At 72.6% G+C, this 22482-nt stretch carries 17 protein-coding genes; 13 read left to right on the plus strand and 4 right to left on the minus strand.

Going from position 1 to position 22482, the window contains the following annotated elements; translation table 11 throughout:
• Nucleotides 1-65 precede the first annotated feature (65 nt).
• Nucleotides 66-1196, minus strand: a complete 1131-nt coding sequence (gene chvE / locus HUN58_RS12445; RefSeq protein ID WP_114849835.1) for a multiple monosaccharide ABC transporter substrate-binding protein — start codon at nt 1194-1196, stop codon at nt 66-68.
• A 180-nt stretch (nt 1197-1376) separates the two neighbouring features.
• Here chvE and HUN58_RS12450 point away from each other — a divergent pair, with 180 nt between their 5' ends.
• Nucleotides 1377-2423, plus strand: coding sequence for a substrate-binding domain-containing protein (locus HUN58_RS12450; protein ID WP_180224832.1), 1047 nt, complete (start codon nt 1377-1379; stop codon nt 2421-2423).
• 160 nt (nt 2424-2583) lie between these two features.
• Here the strand turns inward: HUN58_RS12450 and HUN58_RS12455 are convergent, their stop codons facing one another.
• Nucleotides 2584-4566 (minus strand): glycoside hydrolase family 127 protein, encoded by a 1983-nt coding sequence (locus tag HUN58_RS12455; RefSeq protein WP_180224833.1) that lies wholly within the window; start codon nt 4564-4566, stop codon nt 2584-2586.
• A gap of 170 nt (nt 4567-4736) precedes the next feature.
• Between HUN58_RS12455 and HUN58_RS12460 the strand changes: the two genes are divergently transcribed.
• The 6 genes from HUN58_RS12460 (at nt 4737) to HUN58_RS12485 (ending at nt 13052) form a co-directional block, all read left to right on the plus strand.
• Nucleotides 4737-5786 (plus strand): LacI family DNA-binding transcriptional regulator, encoded by a 1050-nt coding sequence (locus tag HUN58_RS12460; RefSeq protein ID WP_180224834.1) that lies wholly within the window; start codon nt 4737-4739, stop codon nt 5784-5786.
• A gap of 855 nt (nt 5787-6641) precedes the next feature.
• On the plus strand, nt 6642-8429 hold the full coding sequence (locus tag HUN58_RS12465) for a xylulokinase (protein ID WP_180224835.1): 1788 nt from the start codon (nt 6642-6644) through the stop codon (nt 8427-8429).
• On the plus strand, nt 8426-9136 hold the full coding sequence (locus HUN58_RS12470) for an L-ribulose-5-phosphate 4-epimerase (RefSeq protein WP_058743322.1): 711 nt from the start codon (nt 8426-8428) through the stop codon (nt 9134-9136). Before HUN58_RS12465 ends, HUN58_RS12470 begins: the two co-directional genes overlap by 4 nt.
• Complete coding sequence (araA, locus tag HUN58_RS12475; RefSeq protein ID WP_114849831.1) at nt 9133-10656, plus strand: L-arabinose isomerase; 1524 nt, start codon at nt 9133-9135, stop codon at nt 10654-10656. The genes HUN58_RS12470 and araA overlap by 4 nt, the downstream gene beginning before the upstream one ends.
• Before the next feature lie 10 nt (nt 10657-10666).
• Nucleotides 10667-11926 carry a D-arabinono-1,4-lactone oxidase gene (locus HUN58_RS12480; protein ID WP_180224836.1) on the plus strand — a complete coding sequence of 420 codons (1260 nt, stop codon included), beginning with the start codon at nt 10667-10669 and terminating at the stop codon, nt 11924-11926.
• 244 nt (nt 11927-12170) lie between these two features.
• Nucleotides 12171-13052: a cation-transporting ATPase gene (locus HUN58_RS12485; protein ID WP_180224837.1), complete on the plus strand. Its 882-nt coding sequence runs from the start codon at nt 12171-12173 to the stop codon at nt 13050-13052.
• Here HUN58_RS12485 and HUN58_RS12490 read toward each other — a convergent pair.
• The gene (locus HUN58_RS12490; protein ID WP_180224838.1) at nt 13049-13936 is read right to left on the minus strand and encodes a DMT family transporter; all 888 of its coding nucleotides are present in this window, start codon (nt 13934-13936) and stop codon (nt 13049-13051) included. The genes HUN58_RS12485 and HUN58_RS12490 overlap by 4 nt on opposite strands.
• Nucleotides 13937-13976: 40 nt before the next feature.
• Here HUN58_RS12490 and HUN58_RS12495 point away from each other — a divergent pair, with 40 nt between their 5' ends.
• A complete protein-coding gene (locus HUN58_RS12495) occupies nt 13977-14489 on the plus strand; it encodes a MarR family winged helix-turn-helix transcriptional regulator (protein WP_180224839.1) in 513 nt (170 codons plus the stop codon).
• A gap of 10 nt (nt 14490-14499) precedes the next feature.
• Here HUN58_RS12495 and HUN58_RS12500 read toward each other — a convergent pair whose 3' ends face one another.
• Nucleotides 14500-15456, minus strand: coding sequence for a DUF5937 family protein (locus tag HUN58_RS12500; RefSeq protein ID WP_058743319.1), 957 nt, complete (start codon nt 15454-15456; stop codon nt 14500-14502).
• A 55-nt stretch (nt 15457-15511) separates the two neighbouring features.
• Between HUN58_RS12500 and HUN58_RS12505 the strand changes: the two genes are divergently transcribed.
• The 5 genes from HUN58_RS12505 (at nt 15512) to HUN58_RS12525 (ending at nt 22381) form a co-directional block, all read left to right on the plus strand.
• Nucleotides 15512-16792, plus strand: coding sequence for an MFS transporter (locus HUN58_RS12505; RefSeq protein ID WP_180224840.1), 1281 nt, complete (start codon nt 15512-15514; stop codon nt 16790-16792).
• 312 nt (nt 16793-17104) lie between these two features.
• Nucleotides 17105-18772: an ABC transporter substrate-binding protein gene (locus HUN58_RS12510; RefSeq protein WP_180224841.1), complete on the plus strand. Its 1668-nt coding sequence runs from the start codon at nt 17105-17107 to the stop codon at nt 18770-18772.
• Entirely contained in the window at nt 18769-20451 is a 1683-nt protein-coding gene (locus tag HUN58_RS12515; protein ID WP_180224842.1) for an ABC transporter ATP-binding protein, read from the plus strand. Before HUN58_RS12510 ends, HUN58_RS12515 begins: the two co-directional genes overlap by 4 nt.
• On the plus strand, nt 20448-21386 hold the full coding sequence (locus HUN58_RS12520; RefSeq protein ID WP_114849825.1) for an ABC transporter permease: 939 nt from the start codon (nt 20448-20450) through the stop codon (nt 21384-21386). Before HUN58_RS12515 ends, HUN58_RS12520 begins: the two co-directional genes overlap by 4 nt.
• Nucleotides 21383-22381 (plus strand): ABC transporter permease, encoded by a 999-nt coding sequence (locus HUN58_RS12525; protein ID WP_058742326.1) that lies wholly within the window; start codon nt 21383-21385, stop codon nt 22379-22381. Before HUN58_RS12520 ends, HUN58_RS12525 begins: the two co-directional genes overlap by 4 nt.
• Nucleotides 22382-22482: the final 101 nt, after the last annotated feature.

Genomic DNA, 22482 nt, shown 5'->3' on the forward strand with positions numbered 1-22482 from the left:
TGGAGACGGACGGGAGGCGCGGTGCGGATGTGCACCGCGCCTCCGGTCCGGCAGATGGTCGGGACCTACTTGAGGTCGGCCTCGGTGTAGTAGCCGCTGTCGATCAGGACGGACTTGTAGTTGTCCTTCGTGACGACGGTGGGCTGGAACAGGTAGGTCGGGACGACCTTGACCTTGTTGTCGTAGCTCTTGGTGTCGTTCACCTCGGGCTTCTTGCCCGTCAGCAGGTCCTCGGCCATGGTGACCGACTGCTTGGCGAGCTTGCGGGTGTCCTTGTAGATCGTCGAGTACTGCTGGCCGGCGATGATCGACTTGACCGAGGCGGCCTCGGCGTCCTGGCCGGTGACGATCGGGAGCGGACGGTCCGAGGTGCCGTAGCCGGCACCCTGGAGAGCCGAGATGATGCCGATCGACATGCCGTCGTAGGGCGAGAGCACGCCGTTCAGCGTGGTGCCGCCGGAGTACGACTTGGCGATCAGGTTCTGCATGCGGGCCTTGGCGGTCGCCGGGTCCCACTGCTGCGTCGCGGCCTGGGAGAGCTGGTCCTGGCCGGACTGGATCTTCAGCGTGCCGTCCGCGAGGTACGGCTTGAGGGTGTCCATCGCGCCGTTGAAGAAGAAGCCGGCGTTGTTGTCGTCGAGCGATCCGGCGAAGACCTCGATGTTGAACGGACCCTTCTTGTCCGTCTTCTTGCCGTCCGCGTCGACGAGGCCGAGGCCCGTCAGCAGCGACGTGGCCTGGTCGACGCCGACCTTGTAGTTGTCGAACGAGACGTAGTAGTCGACGTTCTTGTTGCCGGTGAGCAGGCGGTCGTAGGAGATGACCTTGATGCCGGCCTTGGCGGCGGCGTCGAGCTGGTCGGAGAGCGCCCCACCGTCGATCGACGCGATGATCAGGACCTTCGCGCCCTTGGTGATCATGTTGCTGACCTGCTGGGCCTGCTGCTGGACCTTGTTGTCGCCGTACTCGAGGTCGACCTTGTAGCCGGCCTTCTCGAGGTCGCTCTTGACGGCGTCGCCGTCCTTGATCCACCGCTCGGAGACCTTGGTGGGCATGGCGACGCCCACGAGCGCGCCCTTGTTGTCGCCGCTGCTGGTGCCGCCCTCGGTCGACGCCCGGCCACCGGCCGAGCACGCCGCCAGGGAGAACGCGATGCCGACTGCTGCGACGCCCGCGATGATCCTGCGCTTCATCATCGAAGTACCTCTGTTCCTCTCGCGTCGTCCTCGACGCGCTCAGGTGCTGGGGCTGCTGTGCCCCGTGGGATTGCTCGGGTGAGCGCTCACATACTGAGGGTTCCGTCACGGGGTGTCAACTCGTCGTGACCGTTTCGGGACCTTGCCTCGTCGGGCGGACTGCGCGGTACGCTCAGCCCCGTGACGACCACGACCGCGCTCGGTGGTGCCGGCGGCAGACGCCGCAAGGCTCCGACGATCTTCGACGTCGCCGAGCGCGCGGGCGTCTCCCACCAGACCGTCTCCCGCGTCATCAACGGCGACCCCACCGTCCGTGAGGCCTACCGCTCGCAGGTGACCGAGGCCGTCACGGCGCTCGGGTACCGACCGCGCGCGGCCGCCAGGGCCCTGGCCGGTGGCCGCAGCCGTGCGCTCGGCATCATCACCGCCGGCGACGCCCTGTACGGGCCGTCGAGCACGGCGATCGGCTTCGAGCGCGCCGCGCGGGCCGCCGGGTACCACGTGCTCCTGTCCACGCTTCCGGACGAACCGCGGCCCGTCGACCTCTCCGGCGCGCTCACGACCCTGCTCGCCCAGGACGTCGCCGCGATCGTCCTGGTGGCGGCGGACAACCGGGTGCTCGACGCGCTCGCGTCGCTGACGATCCCGGTCTCGGTGCCGGTCGTCGTCGCGAACGCCGTGCAGCGCGACGCCAGGACCCCCGCGGCGCCGAGCGTGGCCGCGGTCGCCATCGACCAGGCCGCCGGGACGACCCTGGTCATGGAGCACCTGTTCGGGCACGGGTACCGGCGGATCGTGCACATCGCCGGACCGTCGGTGTCGCAGGAGTCCGAGGTGCGCCGCGCCACCTACGAGCGGGTCATGCGCGAGGCCGGGCTCGAACCGGTCGTGCTCGACGGCGACTGGACCCCGGCGAGCGGGTTCGCCGCCGCCCGGCACATCGACGCGACCGTGGTCGACGCGGTCTTCGCGGGGAACGACCAGATGGCGCTCGGGGTGCTGCACGCCTTCGCGGACGAGGGGCTCCGCGTGCCGGACGACATCGCCGTGGTCGGGTTCGACGACGTCCCCGAGGCCGCGCACTTCACGCCGCCGCTCACCACCGTGCGGCAGGACTTCGTGGCGATGGGGCAGCGGGTGCTCGAGACGGTGCGGGCGCTCGACGAGGGGGAGCCCCGCGACGAGACGCTCCTGGCGCCCGAGCTGGTGGTGCGGCGGAGCACGTAGCGGTCCCGCGCGTGGGAGGCCGATCCGCGCGTGGGAGGCCGTTCCGCGCACGGGTTGCCGATCCGCGCATGGTCGGTCGTCCGTTCCGACCGAGTACGCGCGGATCGGCTTCCGATGTCAGGTCCGATGGGCAGGAACGTGCGTCGCGCGCCCACCGGCGTCACCGCGCGAGCGGGATCCAGACGCGCATCGGCTCGGGACCTCGGTTCGCCCAGGCGTAGTAGGGCACGGCGGTCGCCGTGACGGACTGGAGGATCGTGGCGCGGTCGCCGGACCCGGCCACGTCGTCGACGCTGGTCGCGTCCGCGGGGTGGTCCGTGCCTCCCGTCCGGTCCGTGTCGAGCCGCTGGTACGGCCACGCTGCCTGCTCGTGCCGGGACGGTGCGGATCCGGGCACGCGCAGCGTGACGACGCCGTCGAGGAGGTCGTCGCGACGCTCCTCGGTGATCGGCGCCGACGCGTCGACCGTCAGGTCGTCGACCGTGAAGCCGTGCTGGTCCGCCTGCTCGACGGCGTAGACGAGCGGCCCGCGCTCGATCGCGACCTGCCCGCGGGCGGCGTCGATGCGGGGGTCGGCGACGTACCGGTGCGGTGTCGTGTCGAGGACGAGCTCGACGGTGTCGCCCGCCGACCACGTGCGGTCCAGGACGTGTCGCGTGCCCGGGACGGGGTGCGCCGTGCCGTCCGGACCGATGACCGTCGTGGTGTCCGACCAGGCGGGGATGCGCAGCCCGAGGGCGAGCGGCCCGTCCTGCGTGACCGTGACGACCACGCGGCCGTCGTGCGGGTACCCGGTCTCGACGCGGACCGGGCCGAGGTCGGCGGTGGCGTACTGGTGCACCTGCACACCACCGTCGGTCGCGGTGGCCAGGTAGCCGTCCAGGCTCGCGAACGTGCGCATGATGTTCGGCGGGCAGCAGGCGCAGTCGAACCAGCCGCGGCGGCCGTGGGCGGGGGAGCGGTTCTCGTCCGGGTGGGCCCCGTCGCGGTGCTGCAGCGGGTTGACGTAGAAGTACTCGGTGCCCGCCAGGCTCACGCCGGCCAGGAACGCGTTGTACAGCAGGCGTTCGATCGCATCGGCGTAGACGGACTCGCCGGTCGCCAGGAGCAGGCGCCACGCCCACTGGATCCCACCGATGGCCGCGCAGGTCTCGGCGTAGCCGCGGTCGGTGGGGAGCTCGTACGGGTCGCCGAACGCCTCCCGGTCCCAGCGCGCGCCGAGGCCGCCGGTGATGAACGCCTTCGTGGCCTGCATGTCGGCGAACTGCTGCTCGCTCGCGGCCAGCAGCTCGGCGTCGCCGGTCTCGACCGCGACGTCGACGGCACCGGCGGCGAGGTACACGGCGCGCACGGCGTGGCCCTCGACCGTGGTCGCCTGCCGCACCGGGACCCGGTCCGAGAAGTACGTCGGCTCACCGCCGGCGCGCTCGATGATGCCGTGCCCGCGGGCGTCGACGAACCAGTGCGCCAGGTCGAGGTAGGCGCGGGTGCCGGTTTCGCGGTACAGCTCGACGAGGCCCGTCTCGACCACCGGGTGGCCGTCGACGTCCACGGTCTGCCCCGGCCCGTCGCCGAAGGTGGCGACGAGGTGGTCGGCGTTCTTGATCGCGACGTCGAGGAGCCCGGTGTCGCCCGTCGCCCGGTGCTGCGCGACCGCCGCCTGGTACAGGTGCCCGGCGCAGTAGAGCTCGTGGCTCCACTGCAGGTCGACGTACCGCTCGCCCTTGCCGCGGACCTGCTGCACGGAGTCGACGTAGCCGTCCGCGGCCTGCGCCCTCGCGTACAGGGCGGTGACCTCGCGCTGCAGGGCGAGGAGGTCCTCGGCGGGGGCGCGGCCGTACTCCCACGCCACCGCCTCGAGCCACTTGGTGACGTCCGAGTCCATGAACACCGGACCGACCGCCTCGCCCTGTTCGTCGCCCGCGGCGATGCGCAGGTTCCGGAAGTTCCCGGCCGCGTCGAGCCGGTCGTACCCGCTGCGGATCGCGTCGCGGCCGTTGCGGTCCTGCCGCAGGGCCCAGAAGCCGCCGGTGATCCGGGCGTCGCCGGTCGGGAGCGGCTGCAGCGCGAGGTTTGCACCGGCGGTCGGGAGGGCCGGGGTCGCGGTCCGTGCTCGGCTGTCGGTGGGGAGCGTGGTCGTCACGGCGCCTCCTCGCGCTCGGGCGCTCCCGCGTCGGGACCGGGACGGGGACCGACGCGTCCGACGGACGGAAAGCGCTTTCCGTGATGACCGTACGGCAGGTCGGTCCCGGGCGCAAGAGCCTTTTCTCGTAGGCTCCGACGGGGGACGATCGTCCCGGAAAGGACGTTGCCGTGTCGCACGACCCCTCTGGCCACCCTGCCCACCTCGGGCGCCCCGGGCACTCCGGGCACCCCGGGCGTCCCGCTCGCATCGCGGACGTCGCGGCGCTCGCCGGGGTGTCGATCGGGACCGCCTCGAAGGCGTTGAACGACACCGGGCAGCTCCGTGCCGAGACCCGGGAGCGGGTCAAGGCCGCCGCCGAGCAGCTCGGGTTCGTCGGCGACGCCCGGGCCCGGTCGCTGTCGTCCGGTCGCTCGTACACGGTCGGGATGGTGACGACCGACTCGTTCGGCCGCTTCACGATGCCGGTGCTGCTCGGCGCCGAGGACGCCCTGTCCGCCGGCGAGGTCATGGTCCTGGTCGCCGACACCCGCGACGACCACGTGCGCGAGGCCCACTACCTGCGCTCGCTCGTCTCCCGCGGTGTCGACGGCATCATCGTCACCGGCCGTTCCGCCGACGCCCGGCCGCCGATCGAGGTCCCGGTCCCGGTGCCCGTCGTCTACGCCCTGACGCCGTCCACGTCGGACGCCGACGTGTCGGTCACCCTCGACGACGCCGCGGGCGCCGCTGCCGCCGCGACACACGTCCTCGGGCTCGGGCGCCGACGGGTCGCAGTCGTCACCGGGCCGGTCACCGCGCGCTCCGCCGAGCTCCGGGCCGCCGGGGCGCGCTCGGTGCTCGGCGACCGGATGACCGGCGAGCCGCTGTTCGGCGACTGGTCGGAGCGCTGGGGGCGCCGGGCCGTCGACCAGCTCGACCGCACGCACGGCAGGGTGGACGCGGTCGTGTGCGGGAACGACCAGATCGCCCGGGGGGTGTGCGACCGCCTGCGGGAGACCGGGCGGTCGGTACCCGCGGACGCCGCGGTGACGGGGTACGACGACTGGGACGTGGTGGCACTCGCGAGCCGCCCGCCGCTGACGACGGTGGACATGCGCCTCGACGAGCTCGGGAGGATCGCCGGGCGGTCGCTGCTCGAGCTCGTCGCCGGGGGTCGGCCGGCCTCGACCGCGGTCACGCCGACGCTCGTCGTCCGCGAGAGCACCGCCGGCGCGTAGGGGCGGGGCGCGCGTGGTGGGTCGTTCCGCGCATGGTTGGTCGTTCCGCGCATAGGTGGTCGTTCGTTCCGACCAGGCACGCGCGGATCGACTTCCCATGTCGGGCGCGATGGGAAAGAACGTGCACGGGCTGCCCTCGGAGGCTGCTGGGGGCGCGGGGAGCGGGGCGTTCCTCGCTGAGGTGGTCGTTCCGCGCATGGTTGGTCGTTCGTTCCGACCAGGCACGCGCGGATCGACTTCCCATGTCGGGCGCGATGGGAAAGAACGTGCACGGGCTGCTCTCGGAGGCTGCTGGGGGCGCGGGGAGCGGGGCGTTCCGCGCGTGGTTGGTCGATTCGGGCATGGTCGGTCGTTCGTTCCGACCAGGTACGCGCGGATCGACTTCCCATGTCGGGCGCGATGGGAAAGAACGTGCACGGGCTGCTCTCGGAGGCTGCTGGGGGCGCGGGGAGCGGGGCGTTCCGCGCGTGGTTGGTCGATTCGGGCATGGTCGGTCGTTCGTTCCGACCAGGTACGCGCGGATCGACTTCCCATGTCGGGTGCGATGGGCAGGAACGTGCGTCGCGACCGGCCTGGAGGCGCGGTGCCGGTCCGCCGGGCGTGCGCCGCGCCTCCAGGCTGGTCGCTCCCACCCCCGTGGCCGGTCCCGCGGGCATGGCCTGCCACCCGCGCGGCCGTGCGCGCGGGAGCTCACGGGCTGGGCGACACCTCACGCGCGTGGCCGCCCATGATGTGTCGCTCAGCGCGTGGAGTGCCGCACCGAGCGTGCCCGGCGCGCCGTCGCGTTGCGGGTGTGAGCGCTCACCTGCCATGATGTGAGCGCTCACGCAGGACGACGAGGTCTCGGAGGGACAGATGCGCGACGACCGCCGACAGCAGGTCGAACAGGGCCGGACGACACTCGGCATCGAGCTGGGCTCGACCCGCATCAAGGCGGTGCTCGTCGACGAGGACCTCCGTCCGATCGCGAGCGGCTCCCACGAGTGGGAGAACGAGTACGTCGACGGACGCTGGACGTACTCCCTCGAGTCCGTCGAGACCGGGGTCCGCGCCGCGTACGCCGACCTGGTAGCCGACGTCGAGCGGCAGGTCGGGGTCCGCCCGACGACCTTCCGCGCCGCCGGGGTCTCCGCGATGATGCACGGCTACCTGCCGTTCGACGCGGACGGCGAGCTGCTCGTGCCGTTCCGCACGTGGCGCAACACCTCGACGGGGCTGGCCGCCGAACAGCTCAGCGCTGCGCTGGACTTCAACGTCCCGCAGCGCTGGTCGATCGCACACCTCGCGCAGGCCGTCCTCGACGACGAACCGCACGTGGCGCAGGTCGCAGGGATCACGACTCTCGCCGGGTACGTCCATCGGGTGCTCACCGGCCGGGACGTCCTGGGCGTCGGCGACGCGAGCGGGCTGTTCCCGATCGACTCCGGCCCCGTCGACAGCGCACCGGGTGAGCCCGGCCGCCGCGACTACGACGCCGCCATGCTCGCCACGACGCAGGAGCTGCTCGGCCGACGGGTGCCGGACCTCCGCGCCCTCCTGCCCGAGGTGCTCGTCGCGGGCGAGGACGCCGGTGCGCTCACCCCCGAGGGCGCCGCGTGGCTCGACCCGACGGGCACGCTGCAGCCGGGCGTGGCGTTCTGCCCGCCGGAGGGCGACGCGGGCACGGGCATGGTCGCGACGAACGCCGTCGCGCCTCGCACCGGCAACGTCAGCGTCGGCACGAGCATCTTCGCGATGGTCGTGCTCGAGCGCCCGCTGGGCACCCCGCACGAGGAGCTCGACGTCGTCACGACCCCGGCCGGCGACGCCGTCGCGATGGTGCACTGCAACAACGGTGCGAGCGAGATCGCCGCGTGGGCCCGGGTGTTCGGGCGGTTCGCCGAGGCCTCGGGTTCGCCGCTGCCCGTCGACGACGTGTACGCGACGCTCCTCGCCGAGGCGGTCGACGCCGACCCCGACGCCGGCGGGCTGCTGTCCTTCAACTACCTGGCCGGCGAGCCGGTCACGGGCGTCGAGGACGGCCGGCCGCTGCTCCTCCGCACGCCGGGCGCCCGCTTCACGCTCGGCAACCTGGTCCGTTCCGAGGTGCACGGTGCCTTCGCCACGCTCGCGATCGGCATGGACGTCCTGCACGGCGAGCACGTCGCCGTCGACCGGATGACCGCGCACGGTGGGCTCTTCCGGACGCCGGGTGCGCCGCAACGCCTGCTCGCCGCGGCGCTCCGCGTGCCGGTCGCGCTCGAGGAGACCGCGGGGGAGGGCGGCGCCTGGGGCATCGCGGTCCTCGCGGCCTACCTGGAGCACACCGACCGGTCGCTCGCGGACTTCCTGGCCGAGACGGTCTTCGGGGGTGACTCGGTGCTCGTCGCCGATCCCGAGGAGCGGGACGTCCAGGGCTTCCAGGACTACCTCGCCCGGTACCGCGCGGCGCTGCCGGTGCAGGACGTGGCGGCAGCGGCGACCCGCACCAGCCCGACCACCGACCAGGGCGAGCCGACCGACGGGGGCGATCCGCGCCTCCAGGCCGACGCCGGCGACGGGACGGCCGACGCCGACGTGGCCGACATCGACGCCGCCGCGGCCGACGCCGGCACGGCCGACGCAGCGCCCACCCAGCACACCGAGAAGGAGCCGACCGCATGACGGACCTGACCACCGACGAGACCGAGGCGGCCGTCGCCCGCGCGCGCAAGCGCGTCGCGACACTGCACGGCGAGCTCGTCCGCTACGGCCTCGTCATCTGGACCGGCGGCAACGTGTCCGAGCGCGTCCCCGGCACGGACCTGTTCGTGATCAAGCCGAGCGGGGTGTCGAGCGACGACCTGACCCCCGAGAACCAGGTCGTCTGCACGCTCGACGGCGTCCCGGCCGAGGGCTGGGGCAACGCCCACGGCCCGTCCTCCGACACCGCCGCGCACGCCTTCGTCTACCGGAACATGCCCGAGGTCGGCGGGGTCGTGCACACCCACTCGACCTACGCGACGGCGTGGGCGGCCCGCGCCGAGGAGATCCCGTGCGTCATCACGGCGATGGCGGACGAGTTCGGCGGCCCGATCCCGGTCGGCCCGTTCGCGATCATCGGCGACGACTCGATCGGCCGCGGCATCGTCGACACCCTCGCGGGTCACCGGAGCCGCGCGGTGCTCATGCAGAACCACGGCGTGTTCACGATCGGCAAGGACGCGAAGGACGCCGTCAAGGCCGCGGTGATGTGCGAGGACGTCGCCCGCACCGTGCACATCGCGAAGCAGGGCGGGGAGCTCGTCCCCATCGCCCAGGAGAACGTCGATCGACTCTTCGATCGCTACCAGAACGTCTACGGACAGAACCCCGAAGGAGCCATGCGATGACGCAGGTGAACCCCCAGGCCACCCTCGACAGCTACGAGGTCTGGTTCCTCACCGGGTCGCAGGGCCTGTACGGCGAGGAGACCCTCCGCCAGGTCGAGGAGCAGAGCCGCGCCGTGCACGCGCAGCTCGAGAGCGCGCTCCCGGTCAAGCTCGTCTGGAAGCCCGTCCTCAAGGACGCCGACGGCATCCGCCGCGCCCTCATCGAGGCGAGCGCGGACGACAAGGTCATCGGCGTCACGACGTGGATGCACACGTTCAGCCCGGCGAAGATGTGGATCGGCGGCCTGCAGGCACTGACGAAGCCGCTGCTGCACCTGCACACGCAGGCGAACGTCGCCCTGCCGTGGGGCGACATCGACTTCGACTTCATGAACCTCAACCAGGCCGCGCACGGCGACCGCGAGTTCGGGTACGCCCTGGCGCGCCTCGGTGTCCGGCACGCGACCGCGGTCGGACACGTGTCCGACGAACGGGTGCAGCACCGGGTCGCGAACTGGACGCGCGCGGCAGCCGGCGCCGCCGCGGTGCGGGAGCTCAAGCTGACCCGCTTCGGCGACAACATGCGCTACGTCGCCGTGACCGAGGGCGACAAGACCGAGGCCGAGATCGAGCTCGGCGTGCAGGTGAACACCTGGGCCGTCAACGAGCTCGCGGCGGCCGTCGCGGAAGCGGAGGCCGACACCGCGGCGGTCGACGCACTCGTCGCGACGTACGAGCGTGACTACGACGTGGTCCCGGAGCTGCGGAACGGCGGCGACCGCCACGACGCGCTCCGCGACGGTGCCGCGATCGAGCTCGGCCTCCGTGCCCTGCTCGAGCAGAACGGCTCCGCGGCGTTCACCACGAACTTCGAGGACCTCGGGACGCTCAAGCAGCTGCCCGGCCTGGCCGTCCAGCGCCTGATGGCCGACGGGTACGGCTTCGGCGCCGAGGGCGACTGGAAGACGGCCGTCCTGGTCCGTGCGATGAACGTCGCCGGTGCGGGGCTGCCCGGTGGCGCCTCGCTGATGGAGGACTACACGTACGACCTCACCCCGGGGGCGGAGAAGATCCTCGGCGCGCACATGCTCGAGGTCTCGCCGACCCTCACCACCTCGAAGCCGACACTCGAGATCCACCCGCTCGGCATCGGCGGCAAGGACGACCCGGTCCGCCTGGTCTTCACCGCCGACGCGGGTGAGGCCGTCGTCGTCGCGCTCTCCGACACCCGCGACGGCTTCCGCCTCACCGCGAACGTCGTCGACGTGGTGCCGCCGACCGAGGCGCTGCCGAAGCTCCCCGTGGGCCGTGCCGTGTGGGAGCCGCGCCCGTCGTTCCCGGTCGCCGCGGAGGCCTGGCTCACCGCCGGCGCCGCGCACCACACCGTCATGACGACGGCCGTCGGCCTGCAGGTCGTCGAGGACCTCGCGACGATGGTCGGCACCGAGTTCCTGGTCATCGACGAGCACACCACGGCCCGCGGCTTCCGCGACGAGCTCCGGCTGCAGCAGGCGTGGCACCGTCTCGACCGGGGGTTCTAGGACCGTGACCGTGGCTGCGACGACGCGCACGAACTGGGCCGGGAACGTCACCTACGGTGCGTCCGACCTGCTCTCGCCGACCTCCGTCGACGAGGTCCGCCGCGTCGTCGCGGCCACGCCGCGCCTGACGGCGCTCGGTTCGACACACTCCTTCAACCGGATCGCCGACACCGACGGCGTGCAGGTGACGGTCGCCGGGCTGCCGCCCGTGCTCGACGTCGACGCCGACCGCCGGGTCGTCCGGGTCGCCGCAGGCATGACGCACGCCGCGGTCGCGGCCGGCCTGGAGGCTCGTGGCTGGGCCCTCGCGAACCTCGCCTCCCTGCCGCACATCTCCGTGGCCGGGGCGGTCGCCACCGGCACGCACGGTTCCGGCGTGCGCAACCCGTCCCTCGCGCATGCGGTGGTCGGCCTGGAGGTCGTGCGCGCCTCCGGCGACGTCGCGTGGGTGGACGCGTCGACGCCGGACGACGCCCTCGACGCCCATCGGGTGGCGCTCGGCGCGCTCGGGGTCGTGACGGCGGTCGAGCTCGCGATCGAGCCGACGTTCCAGGTCGCCACGACGGTGCACCTCGACCTGCCGTGGGACGCCGTGCTCGAGCACTTCGACGCGGTGGTGTCGGACGCGTACTCGGTGTCGCTGTTCACCTCGTTCGACGACCGCGGTGCCCGCCAGGTCTGGACGAAGCGCCGGACCGACGAGCCGGCCCCGACGGTCGACCTCGTCGCGCTCGGCGCCCGGCCGGCCGACGGCCCCGTGCACCCGGGCGAGAACGACACCGCGGGCGTCACCGAGCAGGGCGGCGTCCCGGGACCCTGGTCCGAGCGGCTGCCGCACTTCCGGTCGACGTTCACGCCGTCCACCGGCGCCGAGATCCAGGCCGAGTACCTGATCCCCGCGTCGCACGCGGTCGCCGCCCTCGAGGCCCTGCGTCCGCTCGATCCCGTGTTCGCGCCGCTGCTCATCGCGGCCGAGGTCCGGACGATCGCCGCCGACACCGCCTGGCTCGCGCCGTCGTCCGGACGCCAGTCGGTCGGCCTGCACTTCACGTTCCGGCGGGACGCCGAGGCCGTGGCAGCGGCGGTCGCGCGGATCGAGGACGTCCTCGCGCCATTCGACCCCAGGCCGCACTGGGGCAAGGTGTCCGCGGCAGGTGTCGAGCGACTGCACGAGGCGTACCCGCGGCTCGACGACTTCGCGGCGCTCGCGCGGGACCTCGACCCGACCGGACGGTTCCGCAACGCGTACTTGGCGCGGCTGCTGGCCTGACGCGCGCGGGGAGCCGATCCGCGCGTGGGAGGCCGAACCGCGCGTGGGAGGTCGATCTGCGCATGGTGCGTCGTCCGTTCCGACTGCCGATGCGCGATCCGGCCTCCCATGTCGGCTGCGATGGGCCGGAACGACGGGAGCCCGAGGCCGTCGTGCGAGCGGCCCAGCAGATGCGCAGGCGTTGGTCGGGTGCCGCACGGGCGCATCGCTGAGTGCTCACATGTGTGATCACAAAGGTTGGGTCATGGCGAACCTCAACCGGATCCTCGGCATGGCCTCGAAGGTCATCGACAAGCAGATGCAGAAGCAGCGCGGGCAGGGGAGCCCGGACGCCGCGAACCCGCAGTCGTCGGGCGGGACCGACTGGCGGGACATCGTCCGCACCGCGGCGGACAAGCTGACGGGCGACGACCGGCAGCGACCGCAGCAGCCGCAGCCGCAGCAGCCGGCGCCTCAGCAGTACGGGTACCAGAGCCAGCAGCAGTACGGCCGGCAGCAGCACGACCAGCAGCAGGGCGGCCAGCCGCAGCAGCGCGGGCAGGCCGACCCGGACGCGGTCGCCCTGGCGAAGTACGACTACCTGCTCCGCACGGCCCCGCCGGAGCGCCTCGAGCAGGTCCACCACGACGCCTTCGCGCGGCTCACGCCCGAGCAGCGCCAGCAGGTCCGGGACCGACTGAACTCCGAGCTCCCGCCGCACGAGCACCTGCGCGACGACTCCGCCGGCGGGATGGCCCGCGCGGCGACCCGGGCCGAGGTCTCCCGACCCGGCCTCCTCAAGCGGGCGCTCGGCGGCCGTGGTGGGTCGTTCGCGGGCGGCGCCGCGGTCGGTGCCGGCGCGATGGCGGTCGGCGGCCTCGCGGTCGCGGTCGCCGGTGGCGCGGTGCTGAGCGCCGCGGCCGGGCCGGTGCTCGCCGGTGCCGCGGACCACGGGGTGGACTTCGAAGGCATCGCCGCGGGTGGCGAGGAGTTCCTCGGCGGGCTCGGTGAGCAGGCCGGTGGCCTCGGGGAGCAGGTGTCGGGGCTCGGCGAGCAGGCGAGCGGTCTGGGTGAGCAGGCCAGCGGGCTCGGTGAGCAGGCGTCGAACCTCGGTGGCGACTTCCTCGGCGGGTTGTTCGACCGCTAGGGGTGCGGGCGGGCGCTTCGGCCTGTCGCAGTCGTGCTGCGCCTGTGGATCAGGAGCGGTCCGGCGATGCCGATCAGGACCAGCGTGAGACCGATCAGCTGACGGCTCCCGATCGTTTCCCCGCCCACGAGGACGCCGAGCAGCACGCCGGCGACCGGGTTGAGCAACCCCACCAGTCCGATCACGTCACCGCGGAGGTGGTCAAGCGCCGCGAACCAGGCGACGTACGCGAGGGCGGTCGCGACGACCGTGAGCCACACGGTCGCCGTGAGCGCCACTGGATCGAGCCGGGGCGGCGGCCCCTCGACGAGGAACGCGACCGTCAGCAACAGGACGCCGCCGACGACGAGTTGCCACGCGGTCGACGGCAGGACCCCGACCTCGGGATTCCACTTCTTGCCGAGGACGAAGCCCAGCGACGACGACGCCATCGCCGCGACCGACACGACGACACCGGCGCCGTCGACAAGGCCTGATCCACCGAGGAGGAGCAGCGCGACGCCGCCGATGCCCACCGACGCCCCGGCGAGGTGCCAACCGGACGGGCGTTCCCCGAGCAGGAGCCAGGCGAGGACAGCGAGGGCGATCGGTGCGGTCGCCATGACCGTGGACGCGATGCTCGAGGGGAGCAACTGAGCGGCCTGGTAGACGAGCGCGAAGAACCCGCCGACGTTCAGTACCCCGAGCACGACGACCTTCCACCACCAGGAACCGCGCGGGATCCGCCGGACGAGGACGAGCAGCAGGAGCCCTGCCGGCAGCGCGCGCAGTGTCCCGCCCCACAGGGCGCCCGGTGGGAGGAACGTCTTCGTGACGAAGTACGTGCTGCCCCAGAGGATCGGTGCCACCGCGGCCACCAGGAGCCATCGCTTGTTGTCTTCCACGGAAGACAATGTAGCTTGCCCGGAAGGTATCGTGTCCGTCGTGGAGGGAACGAACCTGCGTCAGGACCGGGTCGAGCGGATCCAGGAGGAGTGGCGGCGCGAACGTCCGGACGTCGACGTGGGCCCGCAGGGCGTCATCGGCCGCCTCCACCGGTTGGCGGCCCGCCTCAGCGAGGAGATCGCCGAGGTGTACGCCGACCACGGTCTGAGCGAGGGTGAGTTCGATGTGCTCGCTGCGCTCCGTCGCGCGGGTGTGCCGTACGAGCGCAGCGCCGGCGACCTCGCTGCGTCCACGATGGTGACGAGTGGCGGGATGACGAAGCGGCTCGACCGTCTCGAACGTGCGCGTCTCGTGTCGAGGCGTGTGAGTGACGCTGACGGACGCGGTCGTGCGGTCCGGCTCACAGCCGACGGGCTCCGGTTGATCGACGCTGCGTTCTCGGCGCACATGGCGAACGAGCGTCGGTTGCTCGACCTGGTGCCGGCGCGGGATCGACGGCTGCTCGAAGGAGTCCTGCGCTCCTGGCTCGCGGAGCTCGATCCCGAGGGGTGATCCTCGGCGCTCACTCCCTCCGGACGAGCGCGTCGCCGACGGTGCTCCGGTAGTACAGGACGGCCCGTCCGTACCGGGTGCGGTTGAGCAACCCGCCCCGCTCCATCACGCGCAGGTGCTGGTTCACCGCCGACGTCGACACCCCGAACCGCATCGCCAGGTCCGTCGACGACGCCGGCTCACCGAGTGCCTCGAGGAGCGCCGCCCGCGTCCGCCCGAGCAGGTCCCGCACGGCGCCGGCATCGGGGTGCGACGCGGTCGACCACATCGCGCCCTGCCCCCGTGCCGGGTACATCACCGTCGGCGGCAGGTCGTCGTCGATCGGGGTCGACGCCCGGACGACGAACACCGACGGCACGAGGGTGAGCCCCTCGCCCTGCACCGGCCGGTCCCGTGCGATCGGGCTGCTCAGGCGGACGTCGACGTGCCGGCCGTCGAACCGCACGCTCTCGGACAGTCCGGCGAGCACCGCGCCGACGCCCTCGTGCGCCGCGACCCGCCCCCGGTGGGCGACGTCGGCCTGCAGCACCCGTCGCATCCGCGGCCAGTACGGCGCGAAGCACAGCTCCCACGTCGTCGCGAGCGCCTGCTGCAGTCGCTCGACCACGCGGTCGTGCCGCCCGGCGAACACCGCGGGGACCGTGCCGTGCACCCGCTCGAGGTCACTCCGGAGCCGCTCCGGCCGGATCCGCCCGAGCGCGCGCAGCTCGTCGTCGAACGACGTCAGCGGCGAGTCCGGTCGCGGGTTCACGAAGTCGGCCACCCAGCGTCGCTCATCGACGAGTCCGGACAGGACCTCGCGGTCGAGCAGCGGCAGCACCCCGGCGATCCGGTCGGTCCACGGCCGCTGCAGCGGATAGCGCTCGGGTGCACGGAAGGCGCGCAGCCCCAGGCCGAGCTCGGACAGCGGCGAGATGCCGAACCGCACGGCGGACACGTCCGACGGCTCGAGTCGGTACCGGATCATGAAGCCCGAACCTACATCCGTTCGTGCAGGACGTCGGCCCTGCCAGAACTGAGGGGTGAGCGCCACCGAGCAGCAGGTCCCGATCCGCACCCTCGTCCGTCGGGACACCACGCTCCGACGCCTGCTCACGGTCACGCTCGTCGACACCCTCGGCCGCGGCGCGTTCTTCACGCTGACGTCGCTCTACCTGATCACGATCGTCGGCATCCCCGCCGTGGCGGTCGGCCTCGGACTGACGGTCGCCGGCGCGGTCGGGGTGGCATCGTCCCTGGCGTTCGGACACCTCGCCGACCGGTTCAGTGCCCGCCGGATGCTCATCTGGCTGCACGTCGTCCAGGGGAGCGCCCTCGTCGCCTACGTGCTCGTCCACGACGTCGCGACGCTCATCGTCACCGCGTCGATGGTCACGCTCGCGCAGCAGGGCGGCGGCTCGGTCCGGAGCGCCGCGATCGGTCGGGCCTTCCCGGGGTCGGAGCGCGTCCGGGTCCGGGCGACGATGCGCACCGTGACGAACGTCGGGATCGGCGTGGGGACGGCGCTCGCCGCGATCCCGCTCGCGATCGGCACGGGCGAGGCGTACCGCGTGACGATGGTCGTGTCCGGGCTGCTCTTCGTGTCCTCGGCGTTCCTCGTCACGGGGCTGTCGTCGGCGCGGGTCGACCCGACCCCGGCCGACCGGACGGACACCGGCACGATCGTCCGTCGGGAGCCGGCGGGTCGCAGTCCGTACCGGGACGTCCGGTTCCTCGCGGTCGCGGCGCTGACCGGGGTCTTCGGCATGCAGTTCGGCCTGTTCGAGGTCGCCGTGCCGCTGTGGGTCGTGCAGCACACCGTCGCGCCGGACGTCCTTGTCTCGCCGCTCCTGCTCGTGAACACCGTGTGCGTGGTCCTGCTCCAGGTCCGGATGAGCCGGGGGACCGACACCGTGGCCGGTGCCGCGCGGGTGATGCGGCACGCGGGCTGGGTGATGGCGCTGGCCTGCGGGCTCTGGGCGGCCGCGGGGTGGGTCCGCGGGGACGACTGGGTGCCGGCGGCGACCGCCACGGCCGTGCTCGTCGCGGCCGCGGTCGCGCACTCGCTCGCCGAGATCACGTCGAGTGCAGCGGGGTGGGCGCTGTCCTTCGAGCTCGCACCCGCCGACCGCATCGGGGCGTACCAGGGCGTGTACGGGACCGGCTACGCCGTCGCTGCGATGGTCGCACCGGCCGTGGTGACGCTGACCGCGATCGACCTCGGGACGCCGGGCTGGGCGATCCTCGCGGTGGTGTTCCTGGCGGCGGCGCTCGGTGTGGCCGCGATCGCCGGGAGGGTGGCGCGCACGACCGCACCGGCCTGACGGCGTCGCGCCGAGCCTCCAGGCCGTGCAGCGCAACGCGACGGACGCAACCGCACAACGCGACGGACCGTGCCGGCGCGACGGACGCAACCGAGCCGGCGCGACCACCCGCCGCGCGCGCCGGACCACCCGGGAATACGCTCGGGCCACACGCGTTGTCGTGTTGCGCCATGCAATGTTGCGTTGCGTGTCATCCGGACCCCGCGAGGGTTCGGACCCCGCCCCGGCCCGGTGCCAGGATGGACCGCCCGCCGGCCCACCGCCCGGGCGCAGCGACACCCCCACCCCCCCCCCGACGAGGAGCAGGACGCCATGCACCGCCCCAAGCGCTTGACCATCACCGCGGCCGTCGCCGCCGCCGCAGCCCTCGTGCTGACCGGCTGCTCGGGTGGCGGGGCAACGGACGACGCATCGTCCGGCACCACCAAGGGCGGCACGCTGAACATCCTCACGCCGCAGACCGCGCTGCACTTCGACCCGGCCACGAGCCAGAGCCTCGGCATCACGTCGATGGGCCTCGTCGCACGCCGCCTCACCACGTGGGACGTCGAGCCGGGCAAGACCGCGAAGGTCGTCCCGGACCTCGCCACCACGACCGGTGAGTCGAGCGACGGCGGCAAGACCTGGACGTACACGCTCAAGAACGGCCTGAAGTTCCAGGACGGCACCCCGATCACCACCAAGGACATCAAGTGGGGGATCGAGCGCTCGTTCGCGCCGAACCTGACCGGTGGCCTGAGCTACCACAAGTCGCTCCTGGTCGGCGGCAGCCAGTACCAGGGTCCGTTCGAGGGCAAGACCCTCGACAGCATCGAGACCCCGGACGACAAGACCATCGTCTTCAAGCTCGACAGCGCGTACGGCGACTGGCCGTGGCTCGCGTCGATGCCGGCGTTCGCCCCGGTCCCCGAGGGCGACGGCAAGGACACCGGCGCCTACGACGCGAAGCCCGTGTCGTCCGGCCCGTACCAGATCGAGTCGAACACGCAGGGCTCGCAGGTCACGCTCGTCCGCAACAAGGAGTGGAGCGCGAAGACCGACGGCATCCGCACCGCGGGGCCGTCGAAGATCGTGTTCAAGGAGTCGCAGGACGCCTCGACCACCACGCAGAGCCTGATCGCCGACAACGGCGACGCGAAGGACTCGTTCGGCGCGATCTACCTCGGCGCCGCCGAGCTCAACCAGGTCCGCGCGAACCCGTCCGCCCAGGACCGCCTCGCGACGAGCAAGGCCGGCCCGATCACCTACATGGCGATCAACACGCAGCGCGGCAAGCTCCAGGACCTCAAGGTGCGCCAGGCGCTGCAGTACGCGGTGGACCGCAAGTCGTTCCGGATCGCCGCGGGTGGCGCGCTCGCGGGCGAGTACGCCTCGACGCTCATCACGCCGGGCATCGCGGGCCGCAAGGACTACGACCTGTACAAGACGAGCGCCACGGGTGACGTCGACAAGGCGAAGGAGCTCCTCAAGGAGGCCGGCGCCGAGGACCTGAAGCTCACCCTCGTGTCGCAGAACGACCCGACGTACCTCGCCCAGGCGCAGGCACTGCAGGCCGGGCTCAAGCGCGCCGGGATCCAGGTGACGCTGAAGCCGCTCGACTACGACTCCTTCACGCAGGCGACCACGAACGGCACCGACTTCGACCTCTCCCTGTCGAGCTGGCAGCCGGACTTCCCGAGCGCGAACGCCAACCTGCAGCCGCTGTACGACTCGTCGCAGATCGGCGGGGGCGGCTACAACGTCTCGAAGTACTCGAACCCCGAGGTCGACGCGCTCATCGCGAAGGCCACCGGCACGATCGACCAGTCCGACGCCCAGAAGCTGTGGGCAGAGGCCGACCAGAAGATCATGGCGGACGCCCCCGTCGTCCCGCTGATCTACGCGAAGCAGTCCTTCCTGGCCGGCTCGAACGTCGAGAACTTCCGCATCGCGGACTTCCCGGCGTACCCGAACTACCTCAAGGTCTCGCTCGCCAAGTGAGTGCACCGCTGCTCGAGGTCGAGGGGCTCCGCGTCGCGTTCGGCGACGCGGAGCCCGTCGTCCGTGACGTCTCCTTCACGCTGACGCCCGGCCGGGTCCTCGCGCTCGTCGGCGAGTCCGGGTCGGGCAAGTCCGTGAGCGCGATGAGCGTGCTCGGGCTGCTCCCGCCCGAGGCACGGGTGACCGGCAGCGTCCGCTTCCGCGGCGACGAGCTCGTCGGTGCGTCGGCGGAGCGGCTCCGGGCGGTCCGCGGTGCCGGCATCGGCGTCGTGTTCCAGGAACCGATGAACTCGTTCACGCCGGTGCTGTCGATCGGCACGCAGATCGCTGAGGCCGTCCGGGCGCACCCGACCGACCTCGACCGCGCGGGCGTCTCGGCCCGGGTCGACGAGCTGCTCCGGTCAGCTGGGCTCCGTGATCCGCGGCGGATCCGGAAGGCGTACCCGCACGAGCTCTCGGGCGGGCAGCTGCAGCGCGCGATGATCGCGATGGCGCTCGCGGGCGACCCGGTCGCGCTCATCGCCGACGAGCCGACGACCGCGCTCGACGTCACGGTGCAGGCGGGCATCCTCGACCTGCTCCGCACGCTCGGCCGGGAGCGCTCGCTCGCCGTCCTGCTCATCACCCACGACATGGGCGTGGTCGCGGACGTCGCGGACGAGGTGCTCGTCATGCGCCGGGGCGACCCCGTCGAGACGGGCACGGTCGCGGAGGTCTTCGCCCACCCCGCCGCCGCGTACACGCGGCAGCTCCTCGACGCGGTCCCGGCCCTCGAGTCGGACCCCGGCAGGGAGGCCCGTGGCGCGTCCGCCCCGGCGGCTGCGGCGGGCGGGGCGGAGACGACCCGTGCCTCCCGTCCGGAGGGGGTGGTCGCGCAGCTGCGCGACGTGGCGGTGCGCTACGCGCGCCGCGGCGACCCGACCGTCTCCGGGATCGACCTGGAGCTCCAGGCCGGGCGGACGCTCGGGCTGGTGGGGGAGTCCGGCTCCGGGAAGTCGACGATCGGCCGGGCGCTCGCGGGTCTCGTCCCCGTCGTGCACGGCAGCGTCGCGGTCGAGGACGCCGACCTGCGCACCGCGCGGGGGAGGCGGCTCCGCGACCTCCGCAGCCGGGTCGGCATCGTGTTCCAGGACCCGGCGTCCTCGCTCAACCCGCGGCAGACCATCGGGTGGAGCATCGCGGAGCCCCTCCTCGTGCACGGGGCCGGCTCCGCCGCCGACCGTGCCGCGCGGGTGGGTGAACTGCTGGCCGCCGTGCAGCTCGACCCGACGTGGGCCGAACGGTTCCCGCACCAGCTCTCGGGCGGGCAGCGGCAGCGCGTCGCCGTCGCGCGCGCGCTCGCCCTGCGCCCGGCCCTCGTGATCGCCGACGAGCCGACCAGCGCCCTCGACGTCACCGTGCAGGCGGCCGTGCTCGACCTGCTCGCGCGACTGCAGCAGGAGTTCGGGTTCGGCATGCTGCTCGTCAGCCACGACCTCGCGGTCGTCCGGCAGCTCGCGGACGACGTCGTCGTGCTGCACGAGGGCCGGATCGTCGAGCGGGGCACCACCGACCGGGTCCTCGACGACCCGCAGCAGGACTACACGCGCATGCTGCTCGCGGCGGCGCCGGTCGCCGACCCGGTGCGGCAGGCCGAGCGCCGGCAGGCCTGGCGTGCGTGGGAAGGAGCAGCACCGTGACCGCGAACGTCGTCGACAGCCCGGTCTCCGCGGCCGCCGGACGCTCGACCGGGTTCCGCGCCGTCGTCCGCCGCGTCCGGCGCGACCGGTGGGCCGTCGGTGCCGCGGTCGTCATCGTGGTGTTCGTCGTCGTCGCCCTGGCGGCGCCGCTCATCGCGCTCGTCAGCGGCCAGGACCCCTACGCGTACCACGTCGACGCGCTGAACGACTTCGGTGCACCCCGCGGTGCCCTCGGCGGGGTGAGCGGTGATCACTGGTTCGGTGTCGAGCCGCTGACCGGCCGTGACCTCTTCGCGATCGTCACCTACGGCGCGCGGACGTCGCTCGGCATCGGGCTCGCCGCGACCGCGATGTCGATCGTGATCGGCGTGCTCGTCGGCGTGACCACGGGGTTCCTCGGCGGTTGGTACGACCGGGTGCTGTCCCGCGTGGTGGACGTCATCTTCGGGTTCCCGTCGCTCGTGTTCATGATCGCGCTGACCGCGGTGGTGCCGACGTCGTTCCCGAAGCCGCTCCTCGTGGTGCTCGTGATCGGGTTCTTCGGCTGGCCCGCCGTCGCCCGCGTGGTCCGGGGGCAGACGCTCTCGCTCGTCACCCGGAACTACGTCGTGGCGTCGACCGCGATGGGCGCCGGGCGCTGGCACGTCATCCGGACGCAGCTGCTGCCGAACCTCGCCGCCACGATCACCGTCTACGCCACGATCTCGATCCCGTCGATGATCGGCGCCGAGGCCGCGCTGTCGTTCCTCGCCGTCGGGGTCACGCCGCCGACACCCTCGTGGGGCCGGAGCATCGGTGACGCGATCGGCTGGGTGCAGACCGACCCGATGTACCTCGTCTTCCCCGGAGCCGCACTGTTCCTCATCACCCTGGCCTTCAACGTGCTCGGTGACGCCCTGCGCGACGCCCTCGACCCGCGAGGGGGTGCCCGGTGAACGCCGCCCGGTTCCTCGCCGTCCGCATCCTCGGAGCCGTCGTCGTGCTGCTCGTCGTCGCGGCGATCACGTACGCGCTCTTCATGCTGCTGCCGACGAACCCCGCGCGGGCGATCTGCGACAAGCCGTGCACACCCGAGCGCCTGGCCGACGTGCAGGCGTTCCTCGGCACCGACAAGCCGTGGTTCGCGCAGTTCGCGGCGTACCTCGGCGGCATCTTCACGGGCCGCACGTTCGGTTCCGGCGCCTCGACGATCTCGTGCGCGGCGCCGTGCTTCGGGTACTCGTTCCAGCTGCACGACTCGGTGACGAACCTCATCACGTCGCGCCTGCCCGTCACCGCGTCGATCGCGATCGGCGCCGCGGTGCTCTGGCTCGTCGCGGGGGTCGCCGGCGGGACCGTCTCAGCGCTCCGCCGCGGGACGATCGCCGACCGAGCGGTGATGACCGTCGCGGTCGCCGGGGTGTCCTCGCCCGCGTACCTCATCGGGCTGCTCGCGATCCTGCTCTTCGGCTTCACCCTCGGCTGGTTGCCGACGAGCGGGTACGTGCCCTTCGCCGAGGACCCGGTCGGGTGGGTCACGCACCTCGTGCTGCCGTGGTGCGTGCTCGCGTTCATCAGCGCGGCGATCTACGCCAGGCTGACCCGGGGCGAGATGCTCGAGTCGATGTCGCAGGACTTCGTCCGGACCGCCCGTGCGAAGGGTCTGCGCGAGCGCCAGGTCGTCGTCCGGCACGGCCTGCGCACGGCGATCCTGCCCGTGGTGACCCTGTTCGGGCTCGACCTCGGGTCGCTGCTCGGCGGTGCGGTCATCACCGAGAAGGTGTTCTCGATGCAGGGGCTCGGCGCGCTCCTGATCGACGCCGTGCACACGCTCGACCTGCAGGTCGTCGTCGGCTTCACGGTGTTCTCGGCGCTGTTGATCGTCACGGCGAACCTGGTCGTCGACGTCGTCTACGCGTTCGTCGACCCCCGAGTGCGACGCCGGGCGTAGGGCTGCGTCCGTCCCCGTCCTGTCCCGCCGCCCCGGTTCCTCTCTCAAAACGCAACGTGGGCGGGTTCTCGCAGCGGTACTTCGCTGCGGGGACCCGCCCA

It is taken from the genome of Curtobacterium sp. Csp1 (assembly GCF_013347185.1).